Consider the following 18,244-nt stretch of genomic DNA (forward strand, 5'->3'; position numbering starts at 1 on the left):
ATTCCATCGCCCGCCAGCATCAAGACAGCGGTCGATTGCAATCTCGTGATACAGCCACGAGATCAAAATAATTGTACCCAGCAATCCGATTGCCCATCGCCATTTCAATTTCAGATGCCGCCTATCGCCTGGCATCCAGCACCAGCCGCACAGCCAGGCCGGTAAAGACCAGGCCGAGAAACCGATTCTGCCAGGCCAGGAAACCCGGCTTACGGCCGAGCCATTCGCCGAACCGGCCAGCCATCAGCGCAATCGGCGTCAACACCAGCGCACCCGCGATATTGAGAATGCTGGCCAGTAGCAAAGCCTGCGGCAAGGCCGTGCCCGGATCGGGCAGCATGAATTGCGGAAACAGCGCCAGAAAAAACAACGCCACTTTCGGATTCAGCACATTGCACAGAAAGCCCTGCGCGAACACGCTGCGCAAATGCGTTTTCGGCAGAGTCTGCGCGGGCAATTGCACGCCGCCATGGCCGCGAAAACACTGGAGGCCGAGCCAGAGCAGATAGGCCGCACCGGCCCAGCGGATGATCTCGAAAACCAGCGGCCCCAGCAGCAGCGCGCCGCTCAAGGACAATCCCGCCACCAGCGCATGCACATAACAGCCCAGCGATATGCCCAGCATCGCCACCAGGCCGTCGGCGCGGCCCTGAGCCAGCGAGCGCGTGAGCACCATCAGCATGTCCGGCCCCGGCGTGATGGCAAGCGCCAGGGCGGCAAGGGCGAAGGTGAGCAAGGTGGCGGCGGTCATGCCGCCAGCTTATCTCAGCTCAGCACGAAATCGTAGCGCCCGAGCAGCCCCTCGCCGCGTTGTTCCAGTTGCAGCAGCAAACGCGGATCGTAGATGCCGTCGCGCGCATTGCCGGGATCGTTGGGGAAATAGAGCTGCGTAGTGAGCAGGCGCGTGGTCGGCCCCTTCACCTTCACATGGATATGCGGCGTGCGGCCGGGATAGCGACCCGGGCGGATGGTGTCGATCATCCAGCCGCCGGCCTCGTCGGCAAAGACATGGCCACGCAGGCGATAGCCGCGATTGTCGTATACGCCATCCGCATCGGCCTGCCAGACTTCGAGCAGCGCCCGCGAGACCGGGCGGCAATGGCTATCCAGCACCCGGCCGGCCATGCGCAGCTGTTCGCCCTTCATGCCGGGCTCATGCAGATCGGTTTTCAGCGGCGCATTCGGGGTGAAATACGGACCTTCGGTCTGCTCCGGGGTGGCAGCCCCGCAGGCTGGCGTCACCTCGGCCCTGGCCTGGCCGGCGGCAACGAAAAGACTGCCCGTCGGCAACAACAAGCCGGCCGCGAAGCCGGCGGTAAGAAGGGTACGGCGCTTCATGTATGTCATGGGAAACACTCTATGCTTTCCAGAGAGGAGGCCTTGTTCACGATCAGGCTAGTCCCATTCACGCTTCGGCGAGGGCGGGCCTGCGCTGATATATGTTGACAATTAGTACGACCGTTCGTATTTTATGGGTATGAGCAAAGGCGCGGAAACCAAGGAAGCCATCATCCGCGAGGCGCTGAAAACCGCCTCAGTGGAGGGCATTGATGGCCTGACCATCGGCAATCTGGCCACGAAGCTGAAGATGTCGAAAAGCGGCCTGTTTGCCCATTTCGGCTCGAAGGAAGCCTTGCAGGAAGCGGTGATGGACACTGCTGCCCGGCGGTTCCTGGATGCGGTTTGGGTGCCGGCCAAGGCCGAGCCGCGCGGCCTGCCCCGGCTGCGGGCGCTGTATCGCAATTGGCAGGAATGGATGCTGCACAATCCCGACCTGCCGGGCGGCTGCGTGCTGACCTCGGCGGCCACGGCGCTGGACGACAAGCCCGGCCCGGTGCGCGACCGCCTGGTGAGCATGCAGAAGGAATGGCAGGCCACCATCGCCAAGGCCATCGAACTGGCGGTGCGTGAAGGCCATTTCCGCGCCGATCTGGATTGCGAGCAGTTTGCCTTCGAATTGAACGGTATCCTGCTGAACCTGACCTTCCATCAACGGCTTTTGCGCGACCGGCAGGCCGCCGAGCGTTGCAGCACCGCTTTCGAAGCCCTGGTCAGCAGGGCCGCAAGTAGGACAGCCCAGGCCGCCTGACTCAACTGAATCCTGACTCAACCGAATACCCCAAACACCCCTCTCAGGAGCATGTCATGACCTACCCAATCCATCCTAAGCAGGTTGCCCGAATTAAAAAGCACGAACGTTCGATATATCAGCGACAAATCGCCCCCGATCTTGGCCTGTTATCCGGCTTTGCCGGCGCCGAGCGGGTTTTCAGCGGCCTGTATCAGCCGGCCTGGAAACTGGCCCTGGCAGCACTGCGGATACAATGGCTGCAATGGCGCGAGCGGGCGGCCAGGCACCGGCAATTGGCCAGCCTGGCGGATCTTGAACGTCGCGCCCTGGCCGATCTGGGCATCAGCCGGGCACAGGCAGGCTACATCGCCATCCGACCGAACGCCGCTATCGCACAACAGGCGCCGGGCGCCGCTGCGGAATGATTGCGCCGCAGCCACGGCATCCGCCATGCTGATGCCATGAGCCTGCTGCACGCCATTCCGATTCTACCCTGCCGCAACCTGGACAGGACGCAGGGTTTTTTCGCCGCATTGGGTTTTGCCTTGCGCGGCCGCTATCCGGATTACCTGATCCTGAGCCGCAACGGCCAGGAATTGCATTTCGCTCTGTCGGAAACCCCCGAATACACATTCGATGTGGCGGCCAATTGCGCCGGCGCCTATCTGCGCGTGGCGGATGCCGATGCATTACATGCGGCATGGATCGGCCAAACCCGGTTATGGCAGCAGGATGCCCGCATTGCCGGAAGCGTGGAAAACAAACCCTGGGGACAGCGGGAGTTCCATTTCCTGGATCCGGACCGTAACCTGTTCCGCATCGGACAGGCCATAACACCCTGATAATGTACCGCGACAATATAGCACTGGCGGAAAGCGATAACGGCGCTAACCTTGTCGGCAAATCAAAAGGACGCCCCCGATGACGATCTCGCCGCTGTTGCTGCATGTCCACCGCATGGCCGACTACAATGCCTGGGCCAATCGCCGGCTCTACGAGGCCAGCCTGGCCTTGCCGCCGCATGATTACTACGCCGAACGGCCGAGCTTTTTCGGCAGCATCCACAACACGCTGAATCATATCATACTGGGCGATACCGTGTGGTGGGCGCGCTTCACCGGCAAGCCTGCCAGGCATATCACCCGGCTGAATCAGATTCTGTATGCCGATCTGCCCTCGTTGCATGAAGCGCGCGTGGCGAAGGATGACGAGATCGTCGCCTTTGCCTATGGGCTGGATGAAGCCCAACTGAATATCACGCTGCATTACACCAATGTGAGCGGCGCGACATTCGATCACCCGCTATTTCCGCTGCTGATGCATGCGCATAATCATCAGGCGCATCATCGCGGCCAGGTGCATCAGATGCTATCGGAAGCCGGCGTGGCCGAGCCGCCGGAACTCGACCTGATCCATTACCTGCGCGAAATCGGGCTTTAAACCTCGAAATCCAGGATCGCCGCAGCGCCCTCTTCGCCGCCGGCCATCAGGAAACGGCCATCAGGGCTCCAGGCCAAAGCCGCGATGGGCTGATGGCCCACCTGCTCCAGCTTCACGCTGCGCTGATCGCCCAACCGGCCCAGGATCACAGCGCCATCGGCATGGCCGCTGGCCAAAATGGCATGACGCGGATGGAACGCCACGGCTGTGACCATGGCGCCGGCATTCATCTCCACCGGCGTGCTGCCCATCGGCCCCTTGCCCGCACATTCCCAGCAAACCGCCACTTCGGCACCCGCCGTGGCCAACCATTTGCTATCATGGCTCCAGGCCATGGCGCGCGGCTTGGAGGGATAGCCGCTCATGCGCATGTCAGCGAAATCCTCCACCCGCCAGCCATGCAATTCGTTTTCCTGGGTGGCGGTCATGATGAAACGGCTATCGGGACTCCAGCTCAGGCCAACATGGCTGCCGCGCCAGTTGAGCCGCTTGGGTTTCTGCTCGGATGATTTCACCCACCACAACGACACACCGTTGTAATGCGCCGTGGCCAGCCGTTTGCCGCGCGCATTGAAGGCCAGGCCGCTAAGCGTGCTGGGATGATCGGCCAGCATGGCCAGGCGCGTGCCATCGGGCTGCAGCAGCACGGCTTCCTTGCCGACGGCATAGGCAATCAAATCCGCATCCGCCGAAATCGCCAGATGCTCGATCCATTTGCGCGGCGCCTCCGCCAGCAATTTCGGTTCGGCATCGCGGCGGCACAGCATCAACCGGCCATCGGCGCCGCCGGAAACCAGGCCGCCGTCTTTCAACACACCCAGGCAGAGCAAAGCATCCGCATGCGCGGGGAAACGCTCGGCCGGCCGGTCGGGCGCGGCAAGATCGCGCAAGGCCAGGCTGCCATCGCCCAAACCAAATGCCGCGACATCGGGGACGGCCCAGGCAATGGCCGTTACCGGCGCATCGAACTGCCAGAAAAAGCCGCGAAAGCCCGGCCCACTCGTTGCGGCCTCAGGCACAGCAGGCCTCGAAACCCTTCTGCAAGGCATCGCGATCCAGCTTGCGGCCGATGAACACGGCGCGGCTGATGCGCGGTTCATTATCTTTCCAGGGCCGCTGGAAATCCCCCTCGCGGATCATATGCACGGCCTGGAACACGAAACGCTGCTCATCATCGGCAAAGGCCAGAATGCCCTTGGCGCGCAGGATATCCGGCCCCTGTTCGGCCAGCAGCTTGGACAGCCAGGCATCGAATTTATTCGAATCCAGCGGCTTCAGGCTGCTCAGCGAAACGCTGGCCACCGTACTGTCATGCTCGTGGTCGTGATGATGATGGTGATGATCATGCCCGTGATCATGGCCATGGTCATGGTCGTGATGCCCGTGATCATGGTCGTGATGATGATCATGCGGCAGATGATCCTCACCCAGGTCGCGCTTCAGGAAATCCGGCTCCAGGCTGAGGATGCGCTCGAGATCGAAGCCGCCGCGATCCAACACCTTATCCAGCGGCAAGGCACAACGGCTGGTGCGATGAATCGGCGCCAGCGGATTGATGGCGCGGATGCGACGCTCGATATCGGCCAGTTCCGCCGGCGATACCAGATCGGTCTTGTTAAGGATGATGATATCGGCGAACGCGATCTGCTCTTCAGCCTCGCGGCTATCGGCCAGCCGCAGCGGCAGATGGCGGGCATCCACCACGGTGACGATGGAATCCAGACGTGCCCGGCGCGAAACGTCGTCATCGACGAAAAATGTCTGCGCCACCGGGCCGGGATCGGCCAGGCCGGTGGTTTCCACCAGGATGGCATCGAACTTGCCCTTGCGCTTCCACAGACCCTCGATGATGCGGATCAGGTCGCCGCGCACGGTGCAGCAGATGCAGCCGTTATTCATCTCGAACACTTCTTCGTCGGCATCCACCACCAGATCGTTGTCGATGCCGATCTCGCCGAACTCGTTCACGATCACGGCGTAACGCTTGCCATGCTGCTCGGTAAGGATGCGGTTGAGCAACGTGGTCTTGCCGGCGCCGAGATAGCCGGTGAGCACGGTAACGGGCACGGGAGCGGACATGATGCGGGCCTTCCAGGAAAATCGCGCCGAGAAAATCGAGGCTGTATATAGGCCGCCAGGCCGGCAGGGAAAAGGGCGCAACTGCCTCCGGCGAACCGGCTTCCGGATGGAAAAGCCGATAATCGCTGGCTTTTTTGCCGATTCGAGGCCAGAATCGGCGCAATGGACCAGCCGATTCGCCGTATTGTCGTTCCTTCGCCCTTTGGGCCGCTCAGCGTGACCGAACGCGACGATGCCATCGTGTCGCTGGATTGGGGCCGCCTGCCCGGCGAAGGCCCCTCGCTGCTGCTGGAAACCGCCGCCGAGCAGCTAGATGCCTATTTCGATGGCCGGCTGAAGCTGTTCGACCTGCCGCTGGCGCCGCAAGGCAGCGAACATCAGCAGAAGGTGTGGCGGGCCATGCAGGCCATACCCTATGGCGAAACCATGACCTACGGCGAATTGGCGCTGGGCATCAAAAGCATCGCGCGCGCGGTGGGCACCGCCTGCGGCGCCAATCCGATTCCGATCATCATTCCCTGCCACCGCGTGGTGGGCGAAAAAAGCCTGGGCGGTTTTTCCGGCCTGGGCGGCATTGCCAGCAAGCGCCGCCTGCTGGCGCTGGAAAACGACGGCGCATTGCCGCGCCGCCAGCCCAGCCTGTTCGACCTGCCGCTCTTCTCGTATTCGGCGCCGCAGCCGGTCGCCTAGCCAAGCTCCGTTGCCTTCAGGGCAGCGGCAAAGCGGCGCAGATGCGGCAATGCCATGTTTTCCGGCTTGGCCAGGAAAAGCAGCGGACTGAGCGCCATGGGATGATCCGGCCGCAACGCCCGCACCAGCCCCAATCCGGCGTAATAATTCACCGCGGAACTGGGCGCCACGGTGATCAATGCCGTGCCGGCCAACAGGCGCAGATTGGTGTGGAATGACAGCGATTCGATCATCGCCTGCGGCGCAGGCACGCCATGCTGCAAAAAATGCTGCTCCAGCGCCGTGCGCGTGAAGCTGCCGCGCGGCGCCAGAATCCAGGGTGCGGCCACCAGTTCGACCAACGGCACTTTGCGCCGACGCGCCAGCGGATTATCAGCCGCGACGGCGAAACCCAGCCCCTCCTCGCGCAACCGCACCGCATGCAAGGCTGCATTATCCGTACCATGCAGCAGACCCGCATCGACGCGGCCGATGAAGGCGTCGATCTCGCGCCGCTCCAAGGCCTGCAACAGCACGGGCACGGTCTGCTCCACGATCTCCAGCCGGAAATCCATGGCATCCGCCAGCAAAGCCCGCACCGCCTGCGGCAATGGATCGACAGCCGCCAGCGGCAACACGCCGATGCGCAGGCGCCGCAATGGCGCACCGCCGCCCTGGCGGGCATCCTGCAAAGCACGATCCAACATGGTGAGGCCGAGCTTCAGCCGCTCGATGGCGGCCTCGCCGGCCTCGGTCAACTTCACGCCGCGCGGCATACGATGCAGCAGGCGATGGCCGAACAGGCTTTCCAGTTCGCGCAGAATCTTCGTGGCGGCAGGTTGGGTGAAGCCGAGCTCGGCAGCCGCCGCGCTGAGCGATCCCAGCCGCTGCACCGCCAGCAGCAGTTTGAGATTGCGTATGCGCAGGCGGTCGAGCGCGTCCATCCCGATATTCCCTAGAGTTATGAATAGATCAATAATCGATAATTTACCGATAAAAGGAAAGCCCATAGCCTGGGCCTAACGATAAAATCCAGGAGGAAACCATCATGCGTGTTTCGCGGCGCGGCTTTCTATTTGGCGCGGCAGCCCTGCCGGCACTGACCGGCCTGCCATCGGCGGCAAAGGCGCAAGCGCATTTCCCCAGCAAGCCGGTGAAGCTGATCCTGCCCTATGCACCGGGTGGCGGCCCCGATCTGCTGACCCGCGCCATGGCCGAGCGCATGAGCGAACATCTGGGCCAGCGCGTGGTGGTGGATAACCGCGTGGGCGCCGGCGGCATGCTGGCCGGCCAGGTGGCGGCCAATGCCGATCCGGATGGCTATACCATCGTGCTGGGCTCTTCCACGCACATCACCCAGAAACTGATCCAGCCCAGCCTGCAATTCGATCCGCTGACCAGCTTCGTGCATATCACCCGGCTGAGCATCAGCCCGTCGCTGCTGGTGGTGGCGGAAGGCTCGCCCTATCGCAGCGTGAAAGACCTGGTCGCCGCCGCCAAGGCGCAGCCCGGCAAGTTCAACTATGCCTCGGGCGGCGTCGGCTCGGCCGCGCATCTTTCCGGCGCGGCGTTCGCCACCCATACCGGCATCGATGTGGTGCATGTGCCCTACAAGGGTTCGGTGGAAATCGTGCCCTCGATCATGAGCGGCACCACCGAATACGGCTTTCCCATCGCCTCCACGGCGATTCCGCAAATCAATACCGGCAAGGTGCGGGCGCTGGCCACCACGGCCGCCAAACGCCAGGAACAATTGCCCGATGTGCCCACGCTGAAGGAAGCATTCGGCAGCGAGGATCTGGTGCTGGAAGCCTGGAGCGGCCTGTGGGCACCGGCCAAGACGCCTGCAGAGGCCGTGCGCATCCTGTATATGGCGGCCTCGCGCGCAGCACAGGAAGCGGAGATCGTGGCGTTGAACAGCCGCATGGGCGCGGATACCGCAGTGACCGCATCGCCGGCGGACTTCACCGCCTTCATGCGCAGCGAGACCGAAAAATACACCCGTATCGTGGCATCGGCGAAGATCAAGGCGGAGTAGGCATGACGGCTTTCCAAGGCAAGCGGGCAGAAGCATTCGCACCGCTTTCGGGTGTGCAGGTGCTGGATTTTTCCCATGTGATTGCCGGCCCGCTGGCCAGTTTCTATCTGGCGCAGCTCGGCGCCACGGTGATCAAGGTGGAAGGCCGCGAGGGCGATGTAATGCGCAATACGCCGCGCGGAGCCCAGGCCTATGCCGCGCTCAATCACGGTAAGCAAAGCCTGCGGCTGGATCTGAACGATGCCGCGCAAAAGCAGGAAGCGCTGAAGCTGGCGGCCAAGGCCGACATCCTGCTGGATAACCTGCGCCCCGGCGCGCTGGAAAAGCATGGCCTCGGGCCCGGCGCCCTGCTGGCTACCAATCCAAAGCTGATCTACTGCTCGGTTTCCGGTTTCGGCCGCGCCGGTAGCGGACCTGGCAGCGATCCTGGCGCCAATCCCTGGGCGGGACGGCCGGCCTATGATCATGTGGTGCAGGCCGCCACCGGCATGGCGCTGATGGCCGGCAACGAGGGCGATCCGCCGATCAAGGTTGGCTTTCCCGCCATCGACGCCGCCACCGGCCTGCTGGCGGCGTTTGCCATGCTGGCCGGCCTGCGCGAGCGCGACCGCAGCGGCCGCGGCATGCTGCTGGATGTATCCATGAGCAATGCCGCGCTGCAATTGATGTATCCCTTCACCTGCGACGCATTGACCACCGGCAACACGCCGCCGCGCGTGGGCAACCAGGGCTATTCCGGTAGCCCGGCCGCCGACCTGTTTGAAACCAGCGACGGCTGGATCGCCATCGGCGCCAACAAGCCCAAACATGTGGCGGCCTTGCTGCGCGCGCTGAAGCTGGACGATATCGCCGCCGACCGCTCGATCTTTCCCGATGGCCTGGTCACCGATGGGCCGGCTGCCTTCGCGCGGGCGGCCGATCCAGCCAAGCTAAAAGCGGCCTTAGCCGCCGCTTTGCGTCAACATCCGGCCGCCGCATTGGAAGAGACCCTGGCCGCCCAAGGCGTTCCGGTGGCGCGGCTGCGCAGGCTGGGCGAATTCGCCAGCGAATTGCGCGCCATGCCGGGCTCCTGCGCCGTGCAATTGGGCGAGGGCGAAGCCAGTTCCTGGTCGCCAGGCCTCGGCTTCGGAGTGTTCCAGGCCTGAAGGCTTGCGGCCCACGCGCGGCATTCGATAGGCTGCCTCCCGATTTTCATAACGGGAGGATAAGCCATGCCGCGCATGTTGAGCATTCCCGCCGCCGATGGCGGCAGCTTCCAGGCCTATCTGGCCGAACCCGCCAGCCGCAAGGGCCCCGGCGTGCTGGTGATCCAGGAAATCTTCGGCATCAACACGGTGATGCGCGGCATCTGCGACGATCTCGCCCGCCAGGGTTATTTCGCGCTCTGCCCGGATCTGTTCTGGCGCATCGAACCGGGCATCATGCTGGACGACCGCATCGAGCCCGATCTGCAGCGCGCCTTTCAGCTGTTCGGCCAGTTCGATATCGACAAGGGCATCACCGATCTGAAAGCCGCGCTCGCCGTGCTGCGCAAGCTGGATGGCGCCACCGGCAAGGCCGGCAGCGTGGGCTATTGCCTGGGCGGCCGCCTGGCCTATCTGATGGCCACCCGCAGCGATGTGGATGCCAGTGTGGGCTTCTACGGTGTGTATCTGCAAAACCATCTGGATGAAGCCGCCACTATCAAAAAGCCGCTGCTGCTGCATTGCGCCACCGAAGACAAATTCGTGCCCAAGGAGGCGCAGGCACAGATCGCAGCCGGCCTGAAGGGCCATGCGCTGGTCACCCGCGAGGATTATGTGGGCCAGGACCATGCTTTCGCCCGCATCGGTGGCGAACATTACAACAAGGAAGCCGCCGATCTGGCCAATGGCCGCACCCGCGACTTCTTCAAGAAGCATCTCGGCTGAGGCAGCCGCACAGGAGCAGACATCATGGCAAAGGCATTCCGTTTCCACCGCACCGGCGGCCCCGAAGTGATGCAATGGGAAGATGTCGAGGTCGGCTTGCCCGGCCCCGGCCAGGTGAAGCTGAAGGCCACCGCCGTGGGGCTGAACTATCTCGACACCTATCACCGCACCGGCCTCTATCCGATGCCGCTGCCCAGCCCGATCGGCATGGAAGGCGCCGGCGAAGTGATCGCCGTGGGCGAAGGCGTGGGCGACTTAAAGCCCGGCGACCATGTAGCCTATAGCTCGATCCTCGGCGCCTATGCCGAGGAAAGGCTGGCACCGGCAGATAAGCTGGTGAAGCTGCCGGCGGGCGTGAGCGACAAGGTGGCCGCCGCCATCATGCTGAAAGGCATGACCGCCGAATATCTGCTGAACCGCACCTACAAGGTGAAGCCCGGCGATACGATCCTGTTCCATGCCGCAGCCGGCGGCGTGGGGTTGATCGCCTGCCAATGGGCCAAGCATCTGGGCGCCACGGTGATCGGCACGGTGGGCAGCGATGAAAAGGCGGCGCTGGCCAAGGCGCATGGCTGCGACCATGTGATCAATTACAGCCGGGAGAATTTCGTCGAACGCGTGAAGCAGATCACCGGCGGCAAGGGCGTGCCGGTGGTTTACGATTCGGTGGGCAAGGATACCTGGCCGGCCTCGCTGGATTGCCTGCAGCCGTTAGGCATGATGGTCAGCTTCGGTAATTCGTCGGGTCCGATCCCGGCGGTGGAAGGCCAACTGCTCAGCGCCAAGGGCAGCCTGTTCTTCACCCGCCCGACCTTGATGACCTATATCGGCCGCCGCGACTGGCTGGAGGCTTCCGCCGCCGCCCTATTCGACGTAGTGGCCAAGGGCATTGTGAAGATCGAGATCAACCAGACCTACGCGCTGAAGGATGCCGTGCAGGCGCATATCGATCTGGAAGCCCGCAAGACCACCGGCTCGACGGTGTTGATTCCTTAGTCACGCAAAATGGTTGTGGGCTGATGCTCAGCCCGCAACCATCTTCCAATCAACGACGCGCACGCGACCATTCTCACGCTGCAACGTATATTGGAACAAGCGCGATTGCGTCATTGCTTGCGTAACTCCTGTCGGATGGGGCGCTGCCGTACCATCGACATCAAGGCGTGCCGAGATAATCAGTTTTGCGGATTGTTCTTGATTTTGTTCGTCCTGTTTTTTCACTCCAACCAACTGCATTGCACCAGAGCTATATGCCCCCAAATATGATGCATAGCTCGCACGATTGGCTTCAAAATGCTGTCTCAGAACGGGCTCGACCTCAATCCAATTGGGCGGCGAGGATGCCGAAGGCATACGATCAGCACGAATAGCCGCTGCTTCACTGCCTGTTTTTGGCGTAAAGGCCACAACGGTAACCGGATCGTATTTATTGTTGGCGCCGGAGGCCATATCGATGATCAGGCCAACGCCACCACCCAGGATGATGTTGCCGAACGTCGCAGCGGCGACATCCGACTTGATATGGGCGGATACATCCTCATAGCCCGCCAAGGTGCAGTTCAGGTCGATGCCCGAGCGGGTTTTATGCACCAGTACGGCACCAGGCGTGGTGGCCCTGCCGATCACGATGCCATCGCGGCGCAAAACGCATTCGCCACCCGGTGGATCGCTCTGAAAGGTCAGGGTTTGCGTGGTGCCTTCGGTGATCGACGAGCATGCCGGCAGCAACAGAAGCGCGCCGAAAACGCCGAATTTTTTTATCATTCGCCCCCCGAAACCACATATCTATTAGTGCTTATGAGAAATTTATAACACTAAAAACGAGAAATTTTCCAATCCCTTTTGGTTGCCGCCTTGCCTGACCTATGCTTGTCCAATCATTTGATCGTTGGAGAAAGCGCCCGCCATGTCCACCGCCAGTATCGATGCCGCCCAACAATGCCGCGCTGTGGCCCGTGCCTGCCGCACGGCAACGCTGGCGACCAATATGGCCGGCTCGCCTTATGCTTCGCTGGTGCTGGCGGCCTTCGATCTGGATGCCACGCCGTTGCTGCTGATCTCGCAATTGGCCGAGCATACGAAAAACCTGCTGGCCGATCCGCGCGTGTCGCTACTTTGCGACGGCACGGCGGGTTATGCCGAACCACTGACCGGGCCGCGCGCCACCCTGCTCGGCCGCGCGGTGCGCACGGATGAGCCGCGCCATCGCGAACGCTTCCTGGCCCGGCATCCGGGTGCTGCGATGTATGCCGATTTCAAGGATTTCGCTTTCTACACGCTGGCAATCGAGCGTGCCCATATCGTGGCCGGCTTCGGCCGCATCCATTGGTGCGAGGATTACCGGCTGGCGGGCGACATGCAGGCGCTGGCCGAGGCGGAAGCCAGCATCATCGCGCATATGAACAGCGACCATGCCGATGCCGTGGCATTGTATGCCAGCAAGCTGCTGGGCCGTGATGGCGAAGGCTGGCAGCTTTGCGGCATCGACCCGGAAGGCGCGGATCTGATTCACCCTGAGGGCCAGCTTGCCCGCCTGCCCTTCGATAAGACGGTCTGGGATGCGGAAGGCGCGCGGGTGGAACTGGTGCGCCTGGTAAAGCGTGCCCGGCAGGGGAGTTAGGCTCAAAAAAAAGCCGGGCCAAAAAAATGCCGGGGCGGTGTCGCCCCACAACACCGCCCCGGACCCCGTCGTCGCAACCAGCAGTGTGACGACGTTTCTCTGTGCTGGCTCCGATCTTATTGAGAATGATTTTCAAACACAAGTGCAATCGAGAAAGATTCTCAAAAAAAATTGGCCGCCTGATAGTTTTGCCCAGGCGGCCAAAGGAAATGTTGAATTTCCAGTCAATTACTTCTTTTTGCCATCCGGGGTGTATTGCGCCAGGAAGGCGGTGAGGTTGGCGATCTCGGTCTCGTTCTTGATACCGGGGAATACCATCTTGGTATTCGGAATCACGCCTCTGGGATCCTTGATGTAATTGGCGAAGCTTTCCGGGCTCCAGGCAATGCCGGAATTCTTGTTGGCGGCGGAATAGGCATAGCCCGGCACTTCGCCGGCCTTGCGGCTGAACAGCCCATTGAGATGCGGACCGGTGACATTCTTGGCACCCTCGCCGATCTGATGGCAGGCACGGCATTTGTTGAAGGATTTCTGCCCGGCTTCGACATCCTGCGCGGCGGCAAGGCCCGGCAGGGCGACGGCAAACAGTGCAAGGCTGGCACAAGCGGCAACGAAACGGATTTTCATGCTGGTATTCCTGGTGTTGCTTGAAAGCACCTGACGATAGCAAGACGGCCCGGCAAAGGCGCGGCGGTGGATTGCCGCAGGGGTGGATTGCCGCAGGGGTAGATTGCCGCAGGGAATACCCACCCGGCTCAGGTAACGGCGAGTTTGGCCTTGGTGCCGTAGACGGAACCATCGTCGTCGGTCCAGGTGAACTGGAATTCGCCGCTCTCGCGCGCCTTGAAATAAAAGCTCTGCTGCGGATTGGCAGCTACCGCCGGATGCCAATCCGCCTCGAAAATCACCGCGCCGTTGAAGCTGGCGGTAAACTTGCTGAGGATTTTGCGCGGCACCAGCCGGCCCGCATCGTCCTTGCGGAATCCGCTTTCCATGGCATGCGTGATCAGGGTGCGGATCTCGATCACCTCGCCGCGCTTGGCACTAGTGGGTACGCGCACGCGCGGCATGGATGCTGCTGTCATCGCCGCCTCCTATACGCTGCAGCCGCCGACGGTGACGCTGACCGCCGCCTTGGCGGTGAACAGCGAACCATCCGACATTTCGGCCACGCAGATGATGGTCTGGCTCTGCGCCAGGCGCATGCGGATGGCAATCGCCGCCCGCCCGCAGGCCGGCGTGAAACGATAGCTGGCCACCACCGGCAGCGGATTGCCATCGGCGAAAACATGCAGGGTCTTCACATGATCCTGCTCGCTCATCGGGCTATCCACGCTGACCGCCAGGGGAACCGACATGCCGTTTTCGGCAATCGCCGGCAAATCCAGCTTGATGCGGCCGGCTGCCATCGGCTTGTCGGCATAAAGCTGCTTCAGCGCCGCCGAAACGGCAGCGGCATCGGCAAAGGCCATGCGCGGCGCCAGGATGGCGGCAAAGCCGGCCAGCAAGGCGCTGCGGCGGGTATATTTCACAGAGCGGGGCTGCATGCTTGGAATATAGCGCAGTTGCGGCCCGGGAAAAGTCACAGGCCGGCTTCGTTGACCCTGCAACAGGATCAACAAACAGTGTTAACGGGTTGCCATGCCGGGCGGCATGGGCAAGCCTAGGCGCCATGATTCGCCTGTTGTTGCTCCTCACGTTTCTGGCTCTGCCCGCTGCGCCCATTTATGCGCAATCCGGGCCAGTGCAATCCAGACCTGTGCAGTCCTGGCCGAAATGGCCGGCCGTGGCCGCCAACAAGCCGCCCAGCGAGCAACCCTATCCCACCGGCATCGATCTGAGCTTTCCGGCCGGCACAGCGATTGCCTTCACCCGGCCAGCCACCCTGATCCGGGCCCAAGGGAAACTAACCGCCCAGGGTAAATCGCTTGTATGGCCCAGCCTGGTGGCCGAACTGACCGGTCCCGACGGCACAATCACGGTGCGCCTGGTGGGGGCCAGCGCCAATCTGCGGCCAGGCGAGAAACAGCAGGCCGGCATGCCGCTGGCAGTGGCGGCAGACCCCACGCCGCTCTGGCCCGGCCTGCCCGGCCATGTGACGCTGGAGGTCTATCGCGATGGCAAACGGGTGGATCCCACGCCCTGGGCGATCCGCCTGCTGCCCCAGGGTTTGCCGGTGCAACTGACCCTGCCTGCCGCTGCCGCCACGGCCTGGCCGCAATGGAAACTGCGCGGCGAAGCCTTTGCGATAGCAGCAAAAGAGCCGAAGACCGCCATATCGCGCCTGCGCGGCGCCATGCGCTATCCGGCTTTCAAGGCAAGCAATCTGGATCTGGCGGAAGATCTGGCGCTGGCCGCTGCGACTGCGGGCGACAAGCTGACCCAGGCCGCCGCCCTGCGCCGCACGATAAGCCTGGCCCGCGCCGAGATCGGCTATGCGGAAGGCGCGCTGCCGGAAAACCTACTGGGGCCAGTATCTGCTGCCCGCCATCCGGCGGCGCTGCAGGCCATCCTGAATCGCGCGGAAGCCGCCCTCACCGCCCTCGGGCCGGTGCAGGATGATGGCAGCGACAGCTACGATGAATAGCGGTTACAAACCAACCGAGCGATAGCGGTTAGAGACCAACCGAGCGATAGCGGTTACAAACCTACCGAGCGATAGCGGTTACAAACCTACCGAGCCGATATCGAGGAATTTGCGGCGCCGGGCCTCGCGCAGAGCGCCCGGCTCCTGGCCCTGCAGGCCGCGCAGCTGGATTTCCAGCGCATCGCCCAGGCTTTTGATGGCACCGTTGGGATCACGATGCGCACCGCCTACCGGTTCGGGCACGATCTCGTCCACCACCTTCAGCTTATGCAGATCGGCGGCGGTGAGCTTCAGCGCCTCGGCGGCATCCTGCGCCTTGTCGCCGGCATTCCATAGAATGGCCGCGCAGCCTTCCGGGCTGATCACCGAATAGACCGCATGCTCGAACATCAACACCTTGTTGGCCGCAGCCAGCGCCACGGCACCACCCGAACCGCCCTCGCCCACGATGGCGGCAACCAGCGGCACGCGGATATCCAGGCAGCAATCGATGGCCCGCGCGATGGCCTCGGCCTGGCCGCGCTCCTCGGCGGCAACGCCGGGATAGGCGCCAGACGTATCCACCAGGGTGATCACCGGCAGCCGGAACCGTTCGGCCAGACGCATCAGGCGGATCGCCTTGCGATAGCCTTCGGGCTTGGCCATGCCGAAATTGTGCTTCACGCGGCCTTCGGTGCCCCGGCCTTTCTCATGACCCATCACCATCACGGCGCGACCACGGAAACGGCCCAGGCCGCCCTGGATGGCGGCATCGTCGGCAAAAGCGCGGTCGCCGCAAAGCGGCGTATAATCCTGGATCAGGCCGGCCACGTATTCGGCGAAATGCGGCCGTTCCTGGTGGCGTGCCACCTGGGTTTTCTGCCAGGCGGAGAGCTTGGCATAGGTGGATTGCAGCTGCTGAGCCGCCTTGTTTTCCAGGCGGGTCAGCTCATCGGCCATATCGGCATTGCCATCGGCCGCCAGCTGCTTCAGCTCGGCGATCTTGGCTTCCAGCTCGGCGAGCGGCTTCTCGAATTCCAGATAAGAGCGCATGGCGGCCTCCTATAGCATCGAATGCGCCACGGCACAAATGCCGGCAACCACATGATATTTCGTGCTTTTCCGGGCTTGGCCGCAACCGCCGGGCATAGCGGCGGGTCGGCGGCGGTTAAGCCTTGGGCTGCCAGGGGCCGGCATGCTATAGCCTGCGCTTTCCCGCTGACCCGCCAGAGGCACCCGGTCCATGCCCGATATCGTACCCGTCCGCCGCGCTTTGCTCTCCGTTTCCGACAAGACCGGCCTGGTCGATTTCGGCCGCGCCCTCGCCAGCCAGGGCGTGGAGCTGCTGTCTACCGGCGGCACCTTCAAGGCCTTGCAGCAGGCCGGCGTGGCAGTGAAGGAAGTGGCCGAACATACCGGCTTTCCCGAAATGATGGATGGAAGGGTGAAAACCCTGCATCCCACCATCCATGGCGGCATCCTGGCCTTGCGCGACGAACCCAGCCATGCCCAGGCCATGCAGCAACACAACATTCCGCCGATCGACCTGGTGGTGGTTAACCTCTATCCCTTCGCCGCCACCGTGGCCAAGGGCGCGGATTTCCCCACCTGCATCGAGAATATCGATATCGGCGGTCCGGCCATGCTGCGCTCGGCAGCGAAGAATCACGGCTTCGTGGCCGTGGTGGTGGATGTGAACGATTATGCCGCCGTGCTGGACTCGATGAAGGCCAATGGCGGCGGCACCGATCTGATGCTGCGCCGCAAGCTGGCCGCCAAGGCCTATGCCCATACCGGCAGCTACGATTCGATGATCGCCACCTGGTTCGCCGGCCAGAATGGCGAGGAGTTTCCGCCCACCCTGCTGCTCTCGGCCGAGCGCAAACAGATTCTGCGCTATGGCGAGAATCCGCATCAGCGCGCGGCCTTCTATGTTTCCGGGCAAAGCCGCCCTGGCGTGGCCACCGCACGGCAATTGCAGGGCAAGGAACTCAGCTACAACAATCTGAACGACACCGATGCGGCTTTCGAGCTGGTATCGGAATTCTCCGACCGGCCGACGATTGCCATCATCAAGCATGCCAATCCCTGCGGCGTGGCCACGGCCGCCAGCCTGTCCGACGCCTGGGACGCCGCTTTGCGCTGCGATCCGGTTTCCGCGTTTGGCGGCATCGTGGCGATGAACCGCAAGCTGGATGCCGCCACCGCCGAGAAGATCGGCAAGATTTTCACCGAGGTGATCGTGGCGCCCGAAGCCGAGGCCGAGGCCATCGCGCTGCTGGAGAAGAAAAAGAATCTGCGCCTGCTGCTGACCGGCGGCATGGCCGATCCGGTGGCGACCGGTTGGAGCGTGAAAAGCGTGGCCGGCGGCTATCTGGTGCAGACCCGCGATGCCGGCCGCATCACCGAGGCCGAATTGAAGGTGGTGACCAAACGCGCCCCCAGCACGCAGGAACTGGCCGATATGCTGTTCGCCTTCCGGGTCGGCAAGCATGTGAAGTCCAACACCATCGTTTATGCCAAGAACGGCGCCACCGTGGGCATCGGCGCTGGCCAGATGAGCCGCGTGGATTCCGCCCGCATCGCCATGCGCAAAGCGGAGGATGCCGCCCGTGCCGCAGGCCTTGAGGGCCGGCTCACGCAAGGCTCGGTGGCGGCCTCGGATGCCTTCTTCCCGTTCGCCGATGGTTTGGAAGTGCTGGTGGAAGCCGGCACCACAGCCGTGATCCAGCCCGGCGGCTCGATCCGCGACCAGGAAGTGATCGATGCCGCCGACAAAGCCGGCCTGGCCATGGTGTTCACCGGCATGCGGCATTTCCGCCACTGACGGATTGTTCTATAAAACGCGTAG

General features: G+C 62.9%; 22 protein-coding genes. 12 read left to right on the forward strand and 10 right to left on the reverse strand.

Features of this window, described 5'->3' with window-relative positions; translation table 11 throughout:
* Positions 1-121: 121 nt before the first annotated feature.
* Entirely contained in the window at positions 122-751 is a 630-nt protein-coding gene (locus tag KF827_RS08205) for a LysE family translocator (RefSeq protein WP_291003209.1), read from the reverse strand.
* A gap of 14 nt (positions 752-765) precedes the next feature.
* Complete coding sequence (locus KF827_RS08210) at positions 766-1,347, reverse strand: intradiol ring-cleavage dioxygenase (RefSeq protein WP_291003212.1); 582 nt, start codon at positions 1,345-1,347, stop codon at positions 766-768.
* 130 nt (positions 1,348-1,477) lie between these two features.
* On the opposite strand from KF827_RS08210, the gene KF827_RS08215 reads away from it, so the two are divergent.
* The 4 genes from KF827_RS08215 (at position 1,478) to KF827_RS08230 (ending at position 3,511) form a co-directional block, all read left to right on the forward strand.
* On the forward strand, positions 1,478-2,089 hold the full coding sequence (locus KF827_RS08215; RefSeq protein ID WP_291003222.1) for a TetR/AcrR family transcriptional regulator: 612 nt from the start codon (positions 1,478-1,480) through the stop codon (positions 2,087-2,089).
* 56 nt (positions 2,090-2,145) lie between these two features.
* On the forward strand, positions 2,146-2,496 hold the full coding sequence (locus tag KF827_RS08220; protein WP_291003226.1) for a DUF1127 domain-containing protein: 351 nt from the start codon (positions 2,146-2,148) through the stop codon (positions 2,494-2,496).
* A 36-nt stretch (positions 2,497-2,532) separates the two neighbouring features.
* The gene (locus tag KF827_RS08225; RefSeq protein WP_291003229.1) at positions 2,533-2,913 is read left to right on the forward strand and encodes a VOC family protein; all 381 of its coding nucleotides are present in this window, start codon (positions 2,533-2,535) and stop codon (positions 2,911-2,913) included.
* 79 nt (positions 2,914-2,992) lie between these two features.
* Positions 2,993-3,511 (forward strand): DinB family protein, encoded by a 519-nt coding sequence (locus KF827_RS08230; RefSeq protein WP_291003232.1) that lies wholly within the window; start codon positions 2,993-2,995, stop codon positions 3,509-3,511.
* Here the strand turns inward: KF827_RS08230 and KF827_RS08235 are convergent.
* On the reverse strand, positions 3,508-4,530 hold the full coding sequence (locus tag KF827_RS08235; RefSeq protein ID WP_291003235.1) for a WD40 repeat domain-containing protein: 1,023 nt from the start codon (positions 4,528-4,530) through the stop codon (positions 3,508-3,510). The two genes, KF827_RS08230 and KF827_RS08235, sit on opposite strands and share 4 nt — an antisense overlap.
* The gene (locus KF827_RS08240; RefSeq protein ID WP_291003237.1) at positions 4,523-5,590 is read right to left on the reverse strand and encodes a GTP-binding protein; all 1,068 of its coding nucleotides are present in this window, start codon (positions 5,588-5,590) and stop codon (positions 4,523-4,525) included. Before KF827_RS08240 ends, KF827_RS08235 begins: the two co-directional genes overlap by 8 nt.
* Before the next feature lie 162 nt (positions 5,591-5,752).
* On the opposite strand from KF827_RS08240, the gene KF827_RS08245 reads away from it, so the two are divergent.
* Positions 5,753-6,280 carry a methylated-DNA--[protein]-cysteine S-methyltransferase gene (locus tag KF827_RS08245; protein ID WP_291003239.1) on the forward strand — a complete coding sequence of 176 codons (528 nt, stop codon included), beginning with the start codon at positions 5,753-5,755 and terminating at the stop codon, positions 6,278-6,280.
* Here KF827_RS08245 and KF827_RS08250 read toward each other — a convergent pair.
* Positions 6,277-7,203, reverse strand: a complete 927-nt coding sequence (locus tag KF827_RS08250; protein WP_291003241.1) for a LysR substrate-binding domain-containing protein — start codon at positions 7,201-7,203, stop codon at positions 6,277-6,279. The genes KF827_RS08245 and KF827_RS08250 overlap by 4 nt on opposite strands.
* Positions 7,204-7,307: 104 nt before the next feature.
* Here KF827_RS08250 and KF827_RS08255 point away from each other — a divergent pair, with 104 nt between their 5' ends.
* From KF827_RS08255 to KF827_RS08270, 4 genes are all read left to right on the forward strand, one after another.
* Positions 7,308-8,297 (forward strand): tripartite tricarboxylate transporter substrate binding protein, encoded by a 990-nt coding sequence (locus KF827_RS08255; protein ID WP_291003243.1) that lies wholly within the window; start codon positions 7,308-7,310, stop codon positions 8,295-8,297.
* 2 nt (positions 8,298-8,299) lie between these two features.
* Positions 8,300-9,442 (forward strand): CoA transferase, encoded by a 1,143-nt coding sequence (locus KF827_RS08260; RefSeq protein WP_291003246.1) that lies wholly within the window; start codon positions 8,300-8,302, stop codon positions 9,440-9,442.
* A 66-nt stretch (positions 9,443-9,508) separates the two neighbouring features.
* Positions 9,509-10,207: a dienelactone hydrolase family protein gene (locus tag KF827_RS08265; RefSeq protein ID WP_291003248.1), complete on the forward strand. Its 699-nt coding sequence runs from the start codon at positions 9,509-9,511 to the stop codon at positions 10,205-10,207.
* Between the two features lie 24 nt (positions 10,208-10,231).
* Complete coding sequence (locus tag KF827_RS08270) at positions 10,232-11,203, forward strand: quinone oxidoreductase (RefSeq protein WP_291003251.1); 972 nt, start codon at positions 10,232-10,234, stop codon at positions 11,201-11,203.
* 27 nt (positions 11,204-11,230) lie between these two features.
* On the opposite strand, the gene KF827_RS08275 is transcribed toward KF827_RS08270, so the two are convergent.
* Entirely contained in the window at positions 11,231-11,971 is a 741-nt protein-coding gene (locus tag KF827_RS08275; protein WP_291003254.1) for a hypothetical protein, read from the reverse strand.
* A 142-nt stretch (positions 11,972-12,113) separates the two neighbouring features.
* On the opposite strand from KF827_RS08275, the gene KF827_RS08280 reads away from it, so the two are divergent.
* The gene (locus KF827_RS08280) at positions 12,114-12,827 is read left to right on the forward strand and encodes a DUF2470 domain-containing protein (protein WP_291003256.1); all 714 of its coding nucleotides are present in this window, start codon (positions 12,114-12,116) and stop codon (positions 12,825-12,827) included.
* Between the two features lie 228 nt (positions 12,828-13,055).
* On the opposite strand, the gene KF827_RS08285 is transcribed toward KF827_RS08280, so the two are convergent.
* The 3 genes from KF827_RS08285 to KF827_RS08295 all read right to left on the reverse strand — a co-directional run bounded on the left by KF827_RS08285 (position 13,056) and on the right by KF827_RS08295 (position 14,374).
* Positions 13,056-13,454 carry a cytochrome c family protein gene (locus KF827_RS08285; protein WP_291003258.1) on the reverse strand — a complete coding sequence of 133 codons (399 nt, stop codon included), beginning with the start codon at positions 13,452-13,454 and terminating at the stop codon, positions 13,056-13,058.
* Between the two features lie 128 nt (positions 13,455-13,582).
* Positions 13,583-13,912, reverse strand: coding sequence for a thiosulfate oxidation carrier complex protein SoxZ (soxZ, locus tag KF827_RS08290; RefSeq protein WP_291003261.1), 330 nt, complete (start codon positions 13,910-13,912; stop codon positions 13,583-13,585).
* 9 nt (positions 13,913-13,921) lie between these two features.
* A complete protein-coding gene (locus KF827_RS08295; RefSeq protein WP_291003264.1) occupies positions 13,922-14,374 on the reverse strand; it encodes a thiosulfate oxidation carrier protein SoxY in 453 nt (150 codons plus the stop codon).
* A gap of 239 nt (positions 14,375-14,613) precedes the next feature.
* Here KF827_RS08295 and KF827_RS08300 point away from each other — a divergent pair, with 239 nt between their 5' ends.
* A complete protein-coding gene (locus KF827_RS08300; protein ID WP_291003267.1) occupies positions 14,614-15,414 on the forward strand; it encodes a hypothetical protein in 801 nt (266 codons plus the stop codon).
* 78 nt (positions 15,415-15,492) lie between these two features.
* Here the strand turns inward: KF827_RS08300 and KF827_RS08305 are convergent, their stop codons facing one another.
* A complete protein-coding gene (locus KF827_RS08305; protein WP_291003270.1) occupies positions 15,493-16,446 on the reverse strand; it encodes an acetyl-CoA carboxylase carboxyltransferase subunit alpha in 954 nt (317 codons plus the stop codon).
* A gap of 190 nt (positions 16,447-16,636) precedes the next feature.
* Between KF827_RS08305 and purH the strand changes: the two genes are divergently transcribed.
* Positions 16,637-18,220 (forward strand): bifunctional phosphoribosylaminoimidazolecarboxamide formyltransferase/IMP cyclohydrolase, encoded by a 1,584-nt coding sequence (gene purH, locus KF827_RS08310; RefSeq protein WP_291003274.1) that lies wholly within the window; start codon positions 16,637-16,639, stop codon positions 18,218-18,220.
* Positions 18,221-18,244 lie beyond the last annotated feature (24 nt).

Origin of the sequence: Ferrovibrio sp. (assembly GCF_019636075.1) — a bacterium.
In the GTDB taxonomy this organism is placed as follows: Bacteria; Pseudomonadota; Alphaproteobacteria; order Ferrovibrionales; family Ferrovibrionaceae; genus Ferrovibrio.